This is a genomic window from Bradyrhizobium sp. MI1.10, assembly GCF_055811035.1.
This window is the reverse complement of record NZ_JBVVPN010000040.1, coordinates 9,952-24,600: the sequence shown is the minus strand read 5'-3', so window position 1 is coordinate 24,600 and position 14,649 is coordinate 9,952. Positions and strand designations below refer to the sequence as shown.

The 14,649-nt window shown below is 65.4% G+C and carries 16 protein-coding genes and 1 pseudogene; 8 read left to right on the top strand and 9 right to left on the bottom strand.

Going from position 1 to position 14,649, the window contains the following annotated elements:
* Nucleotides 1–152 precede the first annotated feature (152 nt).
* Entirely contained in the window at nt 153–1,001 is an 849-nt protein-coding gene (locus AC0L3K_RS31565) for a DUF2147 domain-containing protein (protein WP_007600821.1), read from the bottom strand.
* Between the two features lie 195 nt (nt 1,002–1,196).
* Between AC0L3K_RS31565 and AC0L3K_RS31560 the strand changes: the two genes are divergently transcribed.
* Nucleotides 1,197–1,970 (top strand): DUF2147 domain-containing protein, encoded by a 774-nt coding sequence (locus AC0L3K_RS31560; RefSeq protein ID WP_354128962.1) that lies wholly within the window; start codon nt 1,197–1,199, stop codon nt 1,968–1,970.
* Nucleotides 1,971–2,290: 320 nt separating this feature from the next.
* Nucleotides 2,291–3,763 carry a FecR domain-containing protein gene (locus tag AC0L3K_RS31555; protein WP_035995532.1) on the top strand — a complete coding sequence of 491 codons (1,473 nt, stop codon included), beginning with the start codon at nt 2,291–2,293 and terminating at the stop codon, nt 3,761–3,763.
* Nucleotides 3,764–3,944: 181 nt separating this feature from the next.
* Here the strand turns inward: AC0L3K_RS31555 and AC0L3K_RS31550 are convergent, their stop codons facing one another.
* A complete protein-coding gene (locus AC0L3K_RS31550; protein WP_007600816.1) occupies nt 3,945–4,508 on the bottom strand; it encodes an NUDIX hydrolase in 564 nt (187 codons plus the stop codon).
* 66 nt (nt 4,509–4,574) lie between these two features.
* Nucleotides 4,575–5,438, bottom strand: coding sequence for an archaetidylserine decarboxylase (asd, locus tag AC0L3K_RS31545; RefSeq protein ID WP_007600814.1), 864 nt, complete (start codon nt 5,436–5,438; stop codon nt 4,575–4,577).
* Nucleotides 5,439–5,473: 35 nt separating this feature from the next.
* Here asd and AC0L3K_RS31540 point away from each other — a divergent pair, with 35 nt between their 5' ends.
* The gene (locus AC0L3K_RS31540; protein ID WP_007600813.1) at nt 5,474–7,138 is read left to right on the top strand and encodes an aminotransferase class III-fold pyridoxal phosphate-dependent enzyme; all 1,665 of its coding nucleotides are present in this window, start codon (nt 5,474–5,476) and stop codon (nt 7,136–7,138) included.
* 275 nt (nt 7,139–7,413) lie between these two features.
* On the opposite strand, the gene AC0L3K_RS31535 is transcribed toward AC0L3K_RS31540, so the two are convergent.
* The 3 genes from AC0L3K_RS31535 to AC0L3K_RS31525 all read right to left on the bottom strand — a co-directional run bounded on the left by AC0L3K_RS31535 (nt 7,414) and on the right by AC0L3K_RS31525 (nt 9,976).
* Complete coding sequence (locus tag AC0L3K_RS31535) at nt 7,414–8,073, bottom strand: hypothetical protein (protein WP_007600812.1); 660 nt, start codon at nt 8,071–8,073, stop codon at nt 7,414–7,416.
* A gap of 124 nt (nt 8,074–8,197) precedes the next feature.
* Nucleotides 8,198–8,887, bottom strand: coding sequence for a class I SAM-dependent methyltransferase (locus AC0L3K_RS31530; RefSeq protein ID WP_007600811.1), 690 nt, complete (start codon nt 8,885–8,887; stop codon nt 8,198–8,200).
* Nucleotides 8,888–8,923: 36 nt separating this feature from the next.
* Nucleotides 8,924–9,976, bottom strand: a complete 1,053-nt coding sequence (locus AC0L3K_RS31525) for a glycosyltransferase family 4 protein (protein WP_007600810.1) — start codon at nt 9,974–9,976, stop codon at nt 8,924–8,926.
* A gap of 273 nt (nt 9,977–10,249) precedes the next feature.
* Between AC0L3K_RS31525 and AC0L3K_RS31520 the strand changes: the two genes are divergently transcribed.
* Together AC0L3K_RS31520 and AC0L3K_RS31515 are read left to right on the top strand one after the other, a co-directional pair.
* Nucleotides 10,250–10,951, top strand: coding sequence for a L,D-transpeptidase (locus tag AC0L3K_RS31520; RefSeq protein WP_007600803.1), 702 nt, complete (start codon nt 10,250–10,252; stop codon nt 10,949–10,951).
* A gap of 101 nt (nt 10,952–11,052) precedes the next feature.
* Nucleotides 11,053–11,484, top strand: coding sequence for a c-type cytochrome (locus tag AC0L3K_RS31515; RefSeq protein WP_035994237.1), 432 nt, complete (start codon nt 11,053–11,055; stop codon nt 11,482–11,484).
* A gap of 13 nt (nt 11,485–11,497) precedes the next feature.
* Here AC0L3K_RS31515 and AC0L3K_RS31510 read toward each other — a convergent pair whose 3' ends face one another.
* Complete coding sequence (locus AC0L3K_RS31510; protein WP_007600801.1) at nt 11,498–11,893, bottom strand: nuclear transport factor 2 family protein; 396 nt, start codon at nt 11,891–11,893, stop codon at nt 11,498–11,500.
* 132 nt (nt 11,894–12,025) lie between these two features.
* Between AC0L3K_RS31510 and AC0L3K_RS31505 the strand changes: the two genes are divergently transcribed.
* Both AC0L3K_RS31505 and AC0L3K_RS31500 read left to right on the top strand, forming a co-directional pair.
* Nucleotides 12,026–12,505, top strand: a complete 480-nt coding sequence (locus AC0L3K_RS31505) for an Lrp/AsnC family transcriptional regulator (protein ID WP_007600800.1) — start codon at nt 12,026–12,028, stop codon at nt 12,503–12,505.
* Between the two features lie 2 nt (nt 12,506–12,507).
* Nucleotides 12,508–13,029, top strand: a complete 522-nt coding sequence (locus tag AC0L3K_RS31500) for a GNAT family N-acetyltransferase (RefSeq protein ID WP_007600799.1) — start codon at nt 12,508–12,510, stop codon at nt 13,027–13,029.
* Here the strand turns inward: AC0L3K_RS31500 and AC0L3K_RS31495 are convergent.
* Nucleotides 13,026–13,301 (bottom strand): hypothetical protein, encoded by a 276-nt coding sequence (locus tag AC0L3K_RS31495; RefSeq protein WP_007600798.1) that lies wholly within the window; start codon nt 13,299–13,301, stop codon nt 13,026–13,028. The genes AC0L3K_RS31500 and AC0L3K_RS31495 overlap by 4 nt on opposite strands.
* Nucleotides 13,294–14,088 (bottom strand): DUF899 domain-containing protein, encoded by a 795-nt coding sequence (locus tag AC0L3K_RS31490; protein ID WP_035994234.1) that lies wholly within the window; start codon nt 14,086–14,088, stop codon nt 13,294–13,296. Before AC0L3K_RS31490 ends, AC0L3K_RS31495 begins: the two co-directional genes overlap by 8 nt.
* Nucleotides 14,089–14,235: 147 nt before the next feature.
* Between AC0L3K_RS31490 and AC0L3K_RS31485 the strand changes: the two are divergent.
* Nucleotides 14,236–14,649 (top strand): annotated as a pseudogene (locus AC0L3K_RS31485) (helix-turn-helix domain-containing protein); the annotation flags it as partial.

Genomic DNA, 14,649 nt, shown 5'->3' with positions numbered 1-14,649 from the left:
GCTCTCGCGCAAGGCGGCGCGACAGCGGGAGCGACATCATGACGTTCGCCGGGAGACTGAGCGTTATCACCGCGTACCTCGCCATGGCCTTTGTCGGTGCCATCGTGCTCGGCATGATCTAGCGGCTTCAGCCGAGGTATCGAACGCTTCCCTTACGACCGCGCGCTCCACTGCCGCGACGTCGTGATCAGCTTCTCCGGCCGCTCTTCGGCTCGCGTCCAGTCGTTTCCGGAACACCAGAAATGGCTGACTGCGCAGGCTTCCACGTGGAGCTTGCCGGAGCTCTTCAGCGTCATCGTCGCATAATAAGTGCTGCCGCTGGAGCGGCTGTAGATGTTGCCGGTCCAGACGTCGTGCGTTTTCGGCTTCATGTTGACGAGCACGCTCTCGCCCCTGGCCGACGCTTCAGTCAGCGCGAAGCCACACAGTGCCGGTCCACAGCGTTCGATGCGGACCGTGCCCTTGGCGCCTGCGCTCTCCCATTCGCCCAGCGGCAAATAGGCGGGCTCGTCGTCGCCACGCTCAGGGCTCGTCACGGGTTGCTCGAGCTCCGGCCTTGGCGCGACGACAGGTGCCTCCATGCGCGGCGGATCGAGCGCGACGGTCTTCGGCGGATCCATCCGCGGTAGCTCGACCCGCGGCGGATTGGAGCTTGGCGCCTGCGGCAGGACAATTGGCTGCGACGTCGTTGAGGCAAGGACAGGAGCCGTCTGCGCCGCCGCAGGCGCTACCGCAATCGCTTGCGCTGGCCTGACCGGAGCCGCGGGATAGAGCGGCTGCGGCGGCGGAAGCACCGGCGCAGGGGCCGGCGTCGTGTCATCGTCCGGCCGAAAGCTGCGATGGGAGGAAACCGAAACACAGGAAGCCGATCGGCAATGGCTGGGCGAGTCGACCTGGAATCGATGACCGCCGATCGAGAACGCGAAGGACCCGGCCTCGGCTGCGGGCGCAATCGCCATCAGCGCGATCAATGTGCCAAGCGAAGTCACAAGCCGCATCATCGGCGCCTCCCTCTCTGTGGCGACGACATTACACAGATGCAATCGCGGCTGAATGTGCGCGGCGTCACCCAGCACCGGGGAGCCGTTGTGACGCCCATCACAGAAGGTCCGACCGGCCCGGCGTAGGGTCGAACCACGCTTCATCCACCCGCGACTTCAGTCCCATCGGGACCCACACATTCTTCGGAGGTTGTCATGAACAAGCTCACCATCGCCGCCACCGCTCTCTTCCTCGCGTCCACCGCCGCCGCGCATGCCGGCAATGCGATCTCGTTCCAGATCGAAGGCCAGAACATCCGCATCGAGACGCCGCGCAACTGCGCCTCGCTCAATTGCGTGACCATCGTCGCGCCGGGCTTGTCCGACAAGCCGATCAAGCTGAACAACATCAACCTCAAGGGCCTTGGCTCGAAGGATGATGACGTCGACACCACGCCGGCTCCGGCCACGACCGCGCAGCCGGCGCCGGCTCCGGTGCAGCAGCAGCAGCCCGTGCAGCAGGCCCCCGTGCAGGCGACCGCGCCGGCAGCGCCCGCTATCGCGGTACCGAGCACGACGGTTGCCGCTGCTCCGTCCGCTGGCTACGACGCCACGACGCAGACCGCGCCCGCTGCGGCTCCCGCGCCCGTCGCGGTTGCTCCGGCCCCCGCTCCGGCGCCGGTGCCCGCCGCGCCTGTCGCGGTTGCCAACACGCCGATCGGCGTCTGGGCGACCGAAGAGAACAAGGGCAATGTCCGCGTCGAACAGTGTGGCGTCAATCTCTGCGGCTACGCCGCGAAGACCAACGAGCGTATCCTGATCAACATGAAGCCCGACGGCGCGAAGTGGAGCGGCCGCATCCACGATCCCGACTCCGGCCGCAACTACGACTCGACGATCGCGATGAAGGGCCCGAATGCAATGCGCGTGCAGGGCTGCGCCTTCGGCGGCATGTTCTGCGGCGGCCAGACCTGGAAGCGCGTGAGCTGACGCACCACCATCGTCCCATTCTATAGTCATCCCGGGCGATGCGAAGCATCGACCCGGGATCATGCGCGACAGTCTCAGTTTATCCCCTCACCCTGAGGAGCCTGCGAAGCAGGCGTCTCGAAGGGCAAAGGCCCGGATCGCGAGCGGGCCTGCATGGTTCGAGACGCGCGCAAGGGCGCGCTCCTCACCATGAGGGGAAAGAGTTGGATTTGAACGTTCACCGCCGCCGTGCGATAGACATTCATCCGCCGTTCAGCTGTACCCGGCTGATATCGGTCGATCTCGCCTCGCGTTTCTCACCGGGACTCTTCGTGACATTTATCGTGGCCTGGCGCCGCTTCATGTTCGCGCTTGTGCTGCTGGCGTTGCCGCCGGCCGGCGCGAGCGTTGCGTTCGCATCCGATGCGATCGAGCTTGCGCAGGCGCAGCCACAAGCGCAGCCGTCGCCCGCCCCCTCGCCGACGCCATCGGCTTCACCCGTTCCCGCGACCGAGGCGCAGCCCGCCGCCATCGAGCCGATCGGCAACGTCGCGACGGTGACGGGCATCGCGACCGTGATCCGCGACAAAAATTCCTATCCGCTGCGGGTACGCGACGACATCTATCTCAACGACGTCGTGCAGACTTCGTCGAACTCCTCGCTCGGCATCACCTTCAACGACGCGACCACGTTCAACCTCTCGGCCAGCGCCAAGATCACCATCGACACTTACGTCTATGAGGACGGCGGCAAACAGAACGCAGGAATCTTCGACATCGGCAAGGGCACGGTCGCCTTCGTCGCGGCGGCGGTGGCAAAGACCGGCGACATGAAGATCACGACGCCGACGGCGACGCTCGGCATCCGCGGCACCACCGGCGTCGTCGAGGTGCCGGAAGGCCCGGCCGCGAACAACGCCAACAACGTCAACATCAAGCTCTATCCCGACGCCGACGGCCGGGTCGGACACATCGACGTCGACGACCGCACGAGCGGGACGCGGCTCGGCGCGCTGACGCAAGGCGCGAGCGGTTTTGCGATCCGGCCGGGCGCGGCCGCGGCAGGCGTCATGCGCTTTGCCGCGGTGCCGATCACGATCGCACCACAGCAGATCGCACGCGACCGCGGCTTCGTCAGCCAGGTGCATCTGGCGCAGACCACGGGCCGGCAGATCGTCACCGAGCAGCGCGACTTCCGCCGTGCCAATCCGACCGCGAGCCCGCGCATTCCGCGGCCGTTCCAGCCGCCGCAACAGCAACAATTGCGGCCGAATACGGCGCCAGGACAACAGCCGCAACAGCCGCAGCGGCCGAACGGTCAGCCCGGTCAGAACAACCGTCCAGGCCAGCAGCAGCCCGGCACGCCAGGCCGCCAAGGCGCCCAGCCCCAGCGGCAGGGCCAAGGACAGGGTCAAGCGTCGGGCCAAGGCGGCGCCGTCCAGCCCGGTACGCCGAGCGCGGGTCAGGGTCAGCAACAGCAAGGCCAGAAGCAAGGCGCGGGACGTCCGGCAGGCCCACCGCGCACCGGTCAAGGCACGCAGCCTGACGGCACGCCGCAAACCCGGCCGCAACGCGGTGGGCAGATTCCGACGCAGCCCGGCGGAGTCGCGCCGCCGCAGCCGGGCGGAACGCACCAGCAGCCGGGCCTGCAGCCGCAGCTTCCGCGCACCGGCATGCAGCCCGGCCAGCCGCCCGCTGCTCGACAGCCGGGCATGCAACGCCCGGGCGGATTCCAGCAGCGCCTCCCCGCCGCGCAACGCCCCGCAGCGCCGCGAAGGCCAGCACCAGTTCCGAAGGAGAAGGAGCGGCGGTGACTTTCTTCCTTCTCGCCTTGCGGGAGAAGGCGGCGCGAAGCGCCGGATGAGGAGTTCTATCGGCGAAAACTCATCGACAGCTTGACGCGTGGAGAGAGACCCCTCACCCGGCTTTGTTTCGCAAAGCCACCCTCTCTCGCAAGGGGCGAGGGTGCACCGTCACGCTGCGCGCGAGGAGAACTCACGCCTCGCCGCGCAGCCAAGCCTTCACCTTCTGCAAGAGACCATGCCGCAACTCGTCCGAAGCCGCTTCGGCTGGCGTCAGCGTCTGCAAGGCTGCATCGACATCCTCGGTCGCGAGCGGCGGTGTGACGTCGGTATCCACCGGCGCAAGCCCTGCCGCCGCGAGCGCGATCGGGCCGACCTGGGTCAGAAACACGCGCTCGTACTCGCGCGACAGGCGCGCGAGCGCGTCTTCCAGCGTCAACCAGTCGACCGCCTTGATGTCGTTCATCAGCTTGCGGACGGGACCGTCCCCGGCCTCCATGCGCCAGAAATGCACGACCTTGGAGCGCCCGCCGGACTGATAGACGAGCGTGCCCAGAAATTCGTGGATGGCGACCTCGTGACCGGTCTCTTCCAGCACTTCGCGATGCGCGGCTTGCTTCGGCGTCTCGCCGTCGTCGAGCTTGCCCTTGGGCAAAACCCATTCGTTGCGCTTGCGCTGGCGCACGACGGCGATCAGCGGCGGCGCACCTCGCCGCAGCACAATACCACCCGCCGCCATCACCGGCGCCTGTGCCATCACCAAATCCGTCGTCGCAGAAACGTCCCAGGGACGATATAGGCGGCCGACGCGGCTGATTGAAGGCTAGTTTTTTCTCAGCAGCGCTTGACCTGCGCGAATGCGCGTGCCCTCGGCGATGTCGTCGCAGAAGGTGAAATCGCCGGGCGCGAGGATGATGATGGTCGAGCCATGCTCGAACCAGCCGAGCTCCTCGCCCTTGCTCACGTTGACGTCGCAGGGAAAATTGACCGGCCCTCTCGTCTGGGCATTCAGCACCATGTCGAGGAAATGCAGACGGATGCTCGCGACCAGGATCGCGGCGACCGGTACCAGCGTCACGGCTTCGCCCGTCGGCAAATGCGTGCGGATCACTGCGCGCTCGTTCTTGCAAAACAGACGCTCGACCCGTTTCAGCGCGATCGGGTTGACGTTCCAGACGTCGCCATGGATCAACGTGACACGCTCGATATGCGCGTCAAAGGGCGCGTGGAAGCGGTGATACATGCTCGAGGTCAGCCGCAGGGTGACGAAGGAGCCGTTGCGGTGCTGATCGACAAGGGCGGAATCGCCGAGCAGATCGAGCAGCGAGTACGGCGCGCCTTTGACCTGGAACAGCTCGGTGTCCGCGATCCGGCCATGGGCGCCGACAATGCCGTCGGACGGGCTGGCGACAATGGAGGGGTCCGGATCAAAGGGGCGCAAGCCGGGCTTGAGCTCCCGGGTGAAGCAGTCGTGCAGGCTCTTGAAATGCGTTTTCCGCGCCTCCGACAGATCGAGGTCGGAGAACAGCTTCCACAGCGCGATGGAGCCGTCCCGCACCAGCGGGTTCTCGATCTTCGAGAACCAGCCCATGAAGCGGGTTAGCGCCGCGCGAGGGATGCGGTTGGTCAGCAGGAAGTTGAGGTCTTCCTGCTGGGTGAAAGAGGCGATCAGGGCTTTGACTGTCATGAATCTGTCAGCTCGCAGTATTAGCGCTTGTTGTCATGGAAACGACACTCCCGATTCTTTCTTTGTCCGTGGCCGCCGCAGCGTCCGCTGCCGTCGCCTTCCCGAAAATCAAGGCGCGGATCGCATTGTCCCGCGCCAAGCACCGCTCGCTCGCCGGACACTCCAAGATGTCGCGCCGGGTGGCAAAGCTGCTCCCGTTCTACGAATTCGAAGGCGATGCGTACTTCGCCTGCGACGGCGCGCCGGCGAACGTCGCAACGCAGCGCAAGGACGGCTTCTTCCGTCTCGCGCGTCTCTACGCCGAGCGCTACCCCAAGGGCCGCGCGATGACGAAGGAAGCGGCGGAAAAGATCTCCGATTTGCACTTCACCGAAACCTACCGCGTGCCGTTCCAGTTCTCGCGCCTCGTCCGCGAGCATTTGGGCACCTCGACCTTCTTGGAGTCGTCGCGCGGCGTCACCGTCACGGATGTCGACGGCAACACCTCCTACGACCTCACGGGGTCCTACGGCGTCAACATCTTCGGCAACGACTTCTACAAGGAATGCATCGAGGGCTCCGAGAAGCGCGCGCACGCGCTCGGACCGGTGCTCGGCCCCTACCATCCCGTCATCCTCGAGAACGTGGCGCGGCTGTGCCAGATCTCGGGCCTCGACGAAGTCTCCTTCCACATGTCCGGCACCGAGGCCGTGATGCAGGCGGTGCGGCTCGCGCGCTATCACACCAGGCGCACCCATCTCGTTCGTTTCGCCGGCGCCTATCATGGCTGGTGGGGCGACGTGCAGCCTGGAGTCGGCAATCCGATTCCCGCGCACGAGACCTACACCCTCGCCGAGATGTCGGAGAAGACGCTGCACGTGCTGCGGACGCGCAAGGACATCGCCTGCGTGCTGGTCAACCCGCTGCAGGGGCTGCATCCGAATGGCAACGCGCCCGGCGACTCCTCGCTGGTTGATTCCTCTCGCGGCGGCAATTTTGACCGCACCGCCTACACCGAGTGGCTCAAGACGCTGCGCGAGGTCTGCGACCAGCGCGGCATCGTGCTGATCTTCGACGAGGTCTTCGTCGGCTTCCGTCTCGCGGCAGGCGGCGCCCAGGAGTATTTCGGCGTCAAGGCCGACATGGTGACCTACGGCAAGAGCCTCGCCGGTGGCCTGCCGGTCGGCGTGGTCTGCGGCAAGAAGGAGTTGATGCGCCGCTTCCGCGACGACCGCCCCGCCGACGTCTGCTTCGCCCGCGGCACCTTCAACTCGCACCCCTACGTCATGACGGCGATGGACGAGTTTCTGAGCCGGCTCGCCAGCCCGAACCTCCGCGCCATCTATGACGGATTGGACGAGACCTGGAACGGCCGCGCGCAAAAGCTCAACCAAATGATGGGCGATGCCGACCTGCCGGTGCGGTTCGCGAACTTCTCGTCGATCTGGACGGTGAAATACACCACGCCGTCCCGCTACAACTGGATGCTGCAATATTATCTGCGCGCCGAAGGCCTGTCCTTGAGCTGGGTCGGCACCGGCCGGCTGATCTTCAGCCTGAACTACACCGATGCCGATTTCACCGAGGTCGCCGAACGTTTCGTTCGCGCCGCCGAGAAGATGAAGGCCGACGGCTTCTGGTGGCACGATGGCGTCCTCACCAACAAGACCATCAAGCGGCAGATCCTGAAAGAGATGCTGGCCAAGCGCTTCGGACGCTAAGGTCGATTCTCCGCTCCAACACACAGTCGTTCCGGGGCGGCTCGAAGAGCCGAACCCGGAACCTCGAGATTCCCCGGTGCGCAATGCGCACCTGCGGTCTGGTCCTTCGGACCATCCCGGAATGACGGCGTCTGTGGCGGCGCTCAATTCCACTTCCCCGCACGCTGGGCGAGGCGAAGAAAACGCAGCGGCCGGGCCCAACACGTGGATGCCCGGGACGAGCCCGGGCATGACGCAACCATCAGACATCGGAGGCCTTGGTGAGAACGGCGCGCTCAGGCGTGCTGCTCTTCGAGTGTGGGCTCGCCGATCAGGCCCAGCGTGTGCTCGGGCTTGAGGTGCAGGCCGGGGTCCATCAGCTCGCCGCGCATCAGCGCCAGCGGCGCGTTGCGGTAGAGCATCAGATCGTGGAAGGGGTCGGTCAGGATCTTCGTCATCCAGACGAGGCCGGTCTCGACGTCGCGGATGAAGAACAGGTGCACCGTGCGGAACATCAGACCGCCGCCGCCGACCACGAGCCAGATCTTGGCGACCTGCCGCATGAAGTCGGTCGCGCCCGCCCAGGGCGTGAACAGTCCGAACAGCGTGGGATCGACCAACAGCACCACCGGGGACAGCGCCCAGATCGACATCAGCACCACCTTGCGCTGAAGATTGTAGCCGACCTTGATCTCTTCCTTGTGCTCGTGCGTCGCCTGGTTGATCTGGTCGTAGCCGTGCGGCTCGAAGAAGAAGTGACCCGCCTGGCGCGAGGTCATCGAGACCAGCCAGCCGACCAGCGCCGAGATCATGGGGTCGACGAACAGCCAGACATAGGCGAACAAGAAGCTCAGCGCGCTGACGAAGTGCAGGCTCTGATTGATGCGGCTGTGGTGATAGTAGCGGTGGTCGTCCCAGCGCTGGATCCGCAGCTGCTCGAGATAGTTCTTGATCATGCTCTCCCCCAAATGCTTTCGGGTTCAGGATTTACAGAGATTCGATGTAGGCCGTGTGACATCATCATTTTGTCATGTGACGATGCGCAGCGACGCCGTGACGCATGCGACGCGTGAGCTTGGGTTACGCCGCCTTGGCGACGTCGACCTTGCGGAAGCGCACCAGCGAGAAATGACCGAGCGGCGGGATCAGGCGGCGCTCGGCAAGCTCGATGCCGTTGGCGCCGGCGAGCCATTTGGCGTAACGCGACCAGGCGAACTCGGCGGTGCGGAAGCCGAGCGGACGCACCACCGGCTGCAGCTTCTGCTCGATGAAGCGGCGCATGCCGGTATCGGCGCTGACGCGGGTGAGGATGATCAGCTCGCCGCCGGGGCGCAGCACGCGGGCGAATTCGTCCAGCGCGACTTCCGGATTCGGCACGGCCGTGACGACGTATTGCGCCATCACGACGTCGAAGGAATTGTCGGGGAATTCGAGCTTCTCGGCATCCATCACCGCGAGGCCTTCGACGTTGTTCAGCTTGCCCTCGGCGACGCGCTGGCGCGCCTTGTCGAGCATCGCCTCCGAGATGTCGGTGCCGAAGATGCGCAGATGCGGCGCGTAGAGCGGCAACGAGATGCCGGTGCCGACGCCGACTTCGAGCACCCGGCCGCCGATCTTGTTGGTGGCCGCGATCGCAGCCTGCCGGCCCTTGGCGAACACGCCTCCGAACACCAGGTCGTAGACCGGCGCCCAGCGGTCATAGGCCTGCTCAACCGTGCCGCGGGTGAGGTCGAGCTGCTGGGTGCCGTCAAGGTTCATGATCTTAGCCATCGATGAGGTTCTCGCTGTGGTTCGAAACGTTTTGGGTCAACCGCGCACCGGCCGACGCGCCATGATCGGCGAGGCGCGCAAGGCACGGCTGGGCTGAAGTGAAGTGAGGTTGCCGACGAACTGGCGCGCGCTGTTTTCCCAGGAGCGCTCCAGCGCGAAATTGCGGCAGGTCTCGCGCGACATGGTGAGCGCGCGCAGGCACGCGGCGCGCAAATCGTGGTCGATCGCGCCGATCGGGTGATCCGCGATGACGTCCTTCGGACCCGTCACCGGAAACGCCGCAACCGGCGTGCCGCAGGCGAGCGCTTCGAGCTGCACCACGCCGAACGTGTCGGTCAGGCTCGGAAACACGAACACGTCGGCGGCGGCGAGATGCGCGGTAAGGTCAGCACCCTTCTTCTCGCCGAGAAACACAACGTCCGGATATTTCTTTTCGAGCGCAACCTTCTGCGGGCCGTCGCCGACGACGACCTTGGTGCCGGGCAGGTCGAGCGAGAGGAACGCTTCCAGGTTCTTCTCCACCGCCACGCGGCCCATCGTCATGAAGATCGGCCCGGGCAGATCGAGCTTCGCCGGAGAGTCGGGATGAAACAGCTCGGTGTTGACGCCGCGGGTCCAGAAGCCGAGCCGCTTGAAGCCGCGCTCGGAGAGCTCCTGCCGCAACGAGGGCGTCGCCACCATGGTCATGGCGGCGGCATCGTGGAAGTGGCGCAGCACGGCGTAGCCGACGCTCGCGGGGATGCCGGTCCGCACCGAGACGTACTCGGGAAAGCGCGTGGTGTAGGAGGTGGTGAAGGCGAGCCGGTTGCGACGGCAATAAGCCCGCGCCGCCCAGCCGATCGGCCCTTCGGTCGCGATGTGCAGCGCCTCGGGCGCCGCCCTCTCGATCCGCCGCGCAATCTCCTTGCCGCTCGGCAGCGCAATGCGCAGCCCCGGATATGTCGGTAGCGGCCACGACCGAAAACCGTCCGGGGTGAGGAAGTCGATCTCGACATCCAATGCCTTGGCCGCGCCAGCCAGCGAGGTCAGCGTCCGGACCACACCGTTGACCTGCGGATGCCAGGCGTCAGTCGCGATTAATACCCGCATGGGGAAATCCCGAGATTTTTATGATTCTCGGCTTTGGACCATCAACCACGGATATTTCAGGCGTGTGACGTCATGGAAGTGTCGGCCCGCTGTTTTGTTCGTTAACGGGTCCGCGCAGCCACGAAACCGTCATGAAACAATCCTTGCCGCCATGAAGCCGTTTTCGGTTTTCCGCGCAAACGTCCCGAAACTTCTTTCCGTTAGTGATTTCCGCAACAGAGCACCGAAATGGTGCCGGGTGACCAAAAAACACCGCGCAAACAGGGGCGACCAATGATCAATCCGGAGACGTTGAAGACTTATTCGCGCGCCGTTGCGTTTGGCGCAGTGGCTGTCACCGCGATCGCGTTCGCCGGCCCGGCCAAGGCCGCGCCTGTGCAGCTCTTCCCCTTCTTCCAGCCGCTGCCGCCGATCGCGGCGCCATACCAGCCTTATCAAGCCACACCCTATCAGGCCGCGCCGTCCGAAGATCAGGACGCCGTCGAAACGCCGGCCCGCTTCCGTCGCCAGACCGTCTCCTACGCAACGCGTGAGGCGCCCGGCACCATCATCATCGATACACCCAACACCTACCTCTATCTGGTGCTCGGCAACGGCCAGGCGATACGCTACGGCATCGGCGTCGGCCGCGACGGCTTCACCTGGTCCGGCACCCAGTCGGTGACCAAGAAGGCCGAGTGGCCGGATTGGACCCCGCCGCCGGAGATGATCGCCCGCCAGCCTTATCTGCCGCGCCACATGGCCGGCGGCCCCGGCAATCCGCTCGGCGCCCGCGCCATGTATCTTGGCGGCACCATCTACCGCATCCACGGCACCAACGCGCCCGACACCATCGGCAAGCACGTCTCCTCCGGCTGCATTCGCCTGACCAATGACGATGTCGCGGACCTCTACTCCCGCGTCAACGTCGGCACCAAGGTGATCGTGCTGCCGATGACGGAACGCCGCGCGGATCTCGGCGCCGCGACGCGGTAAGCGACAGGACATTGTGACGCAAACGGCCCCGGAACCCACCGGGGCCGTTTTCGTTTGCCCTCGGCATCCCCAAGCGCGCGCGTGCTGCGACGCGATCCCCGATGGAGGCGCGAGTGCAATCAAATCCGCAAACGCCGCAAGGCACTTGGCTGCGCGCGATCGTCGGAGCTGGCGCAGTGGCACTGCTGCTGACCGCGCCCGCTTCGCTCGCACAACAGCCGGCGAGCGACGACGCAGCCCAGCAGGCCTTCAACAATTCCTGCCGAACCTGCCACTCGGTGAAAGAGGGCGACAATCGTCTAGGCCCCAACCTCAATAAAATCGTCGGACGCAAGGCCGGCTCGCTGCCGAACTACAACTATTCCGCGTCGATGAAAGAAGCCGGCTTCGTCTGGGACAAGGACAAACTCATCCGCTTCATGGTCAAGCCGGACGAAATCGTATCCGGCAACAAGATGCAGCCCTATGGCGGCGTCTCGGCGGAGGAAGCGGCGAAGGTGATTGCCTATCTGGAGGCGATGGGCAGCCAGTAGGATCGCGGTGGCGCTACGTATCCGCCGGCTCATACCGTCGCTCCACGTGGAACGATTTCGCGGTAATCAGCCAGGTCCCATTGATGCAGTGGTACGCCAGATAGTCAACGTATTGGAGCACATCGATCCGAATGCGAACTTTCACCATGGCTTGCGCTGACGACGCCATATCGACCAGCAATATCTCCTGAAGGCGCGGGGCATTCTTCGATTTGGGCGACGCAGTCGACGCCAGCATCGTCCTGTAGTCGCGAACGGGCAGGATCCGCAATTCGGCGTCGCGAAATCCATGGAGTTGCGCAGTCGGCGCAAAGACGCGGTCGAATTGCGAAACGTCATTGTCGTACATCAGCACAAAGTAGCGTTCGACGGCCTCCAGCAGAGGCGCAAGGTTCGGGCTCTCGGTCATGGCTCGCTCCATCAGCAGCAAAGTCGGAGCAATCCATCCCACGGAAAACCGAGGCGTGTCCTTGCGAACTAGGCTAATCTCGAAGCCTCCGGCGCAACATTGCGCCCTTCTTGATCAAACGGGATGCGGTTCATGCCAAAATGCGAGCTGGATGCGATCGACCGGCGCATCGTCACCGAACTCCAGACCAACGCGCGACTGAGCAACATCGAACTGGCAGATAAGGTCGGATTGTCCCCGTCACCCTGCCTGCGACGGGTGCGACGGCTGGAGCGCGACGGCTATATCGACGGTTACCGCGCCGCCCTCCGGCGCGGCCGCCTCGGGCTCGGCTTCTCGGCCTTCCTCGGCGTCAAGATCAACGGCCATGCCAACGACCAGGCGCTGAGCTTCGAAAGGACAGTCGTTGCCATGCCCGAGGTCGTTGCCTGTCACCTCGTCTCCGGTGAAGCTGACTACCTCCTCGAAATCGTCGTGCCCGAGCTCGAGGACTACCAGCGCTTTCTCGTCGACAAGCTGCTCAACCTGTCCATCGTGCGAGAGGTTCGCAGCAGCATCGCACTCCAGACGCTCAAGGCCGGCGCACCCCTGCCGCTGGCACATCTCGCATAACCATGATCAGACTGCTGACACCAGCCGACGCCGCGCTCTACCGCCCCGTCCGGCTGGAGGCGCTCGCGAGCAATCCCGAGGCTTTCACCAGCACGCTTGAACGCGAACAAGACAAGCCACTCGCATGGTTCGAGGAGCGCCTCGCGATATCGGACGTGTTCGGCGCGTTCATCGCGGGCGAGCTCGTGGGGACCGCCGGCTTCCGCCGGGAGGACGGCGCGAAGACCGCACACAAGGGGGTGCTCTGGGGCATGTATGTGCGGTCGCGGGCACGGAAGTCCGGCACAGGGAGGCTCCTCGTCAACGCGGTCGCGGCGCATGCCGCAAAGCGCGTCGAGCAGCTTCATCTCGTCGTCGTCAGCGACAACGAGGCCGCGTTGCGGCTCTACGTGGCCGCAGGATTTGTCGAATACGGCCGCGGGATGAAGGCGCTGAAATACAATGGCCGATATTACGACGAGACCCTGATGGCCATGTTCTTCGACGGAAGCGACGCGGCCGCGGTGACGCGGCGGCCGTCTTAACGACCAACCGCCCTCCACCGCTCCGCAATCAGCCTCAGCCACGCCGCCGAATGAAACGCGCTCATCAGCAGATACATCGGCACCATCCCGCCGAGCATCGCCCCATGTCCGGAGCCGCACAGCATGTCCGCCGGGCCATCGACCATGGCCGTCAGCACGGCCATGATCGCGAAGGTCGGCGTCGCCGCCAGCGCCAGCCATCTGGCGAGGTGACGCGCGGCCACCACACCATTGCGGCTCGCGCCGGCCGTTGCGCTGACGGGGCTAGTCACGTCCTTCAGCCGCCTCCTCGCGAAACGCCTTCTCGCCGGCGGTCGAGATCTCGACCCATTTCTTGTCGGGCGCCGCGCCTTCGGTGTAGCTGTCGTGCCAGTTCCACCATTTGTAGGTCGGCGTTTGCGGATAGCCTTTCGGCGAATCCTCCCAGACCTCCTGCCGTCCCAGCGGCGTGATGTCGAGGTAATTCCAGGTGCCGCCCATCTGCTCGTCGCCCCGGCTCTTGACGAAATAGGTGCGGAAGATGCGCGTCCCGTCGCGGAAGAACACGTTGGTCCCGTGCCATTCGTCGACGCCGAAATCCGCATCGAAACTGTCGGTGACGGTGACCCATGGCATGGTCCAGCCCATCCGCTGCTTCAGCCTGATGATATCGCCCTGCGGCGCGCGCGAGGCGAACACCAGCGTGGTGTCGCGGGCATTGAGATGCGCGACATGGGCGACCTGGTCGGCGACCATGGAGCAGCCGCGGCAGGCATGATCCGGCCAGCCGAACACGCCCGGCTCGAAGAAGGCGCGGTAGACGATCAGCTGCCGCCGGCCCTGGAACAGGTCGTACAGACTGACCTTGCCGCCGGGCCCCTCGAACGCATAGGTTTTGGTCACTTCCATCCACGGCATGCGCCGGCGCTCGGCCGCCAGGGCGTCGCGGGCACGGGTATGCGCCTTTTCCTTCACGAGCAGTTGCTGACGGGCAGCCTCCCAGTCCTGCGGCGACACCACCGGCGGTGTTTGCATGGCGGCCTGTCCGTTATTTCCTGCGTTGTCAGCTGATGTCATCATGGCTCTCCAACTTTTCCCGGGCGGCCGTTCCGTATCTCGCTGTGCAAGATGCGGAACCGCTCGCCCCTCGCCGCACATTGTCGGCCGTCAACGATCTCTCGCACCGGACGGTTGCGTGGTGGGAGTAACAAGTGTGGCGGGATTTGAATGGAGTCGCTGATCACGGCCGCGGCGCGCGCGCTCCAAGCCGGCGATCCGCTCGGCGCGCTGAACCGCGTTGCGCTGCGCAATGATGCACCTTCGCTGGCGCTGCGCGGCATCGCGATGGCGCAGCTCGGCGATCTCGCCAAGGCGAAGACGTTGCTGCGCAGCGCCGCACGCGCCTTCGGCCCGAGAGAGGCGGTCGCGCGCGCCAGGTGCGTGGTCGCGGAAGCCGAGATCGCGCTCGTCTCGCGCGACCTGAATTGGCCGGCTAAGACGCTCGCGGCGGCGCGCGCGCCGCGCGCCAGCCCCGGTGACCGCGCCCACCCCGCCCCTGCGGGTGACATAGCGGCGCGCCGCCGTCTCCTTATCGGGCGCCGCGCAGAGGGCCCCCGCCCGCGGGGCGCGCTCACCCCCCCC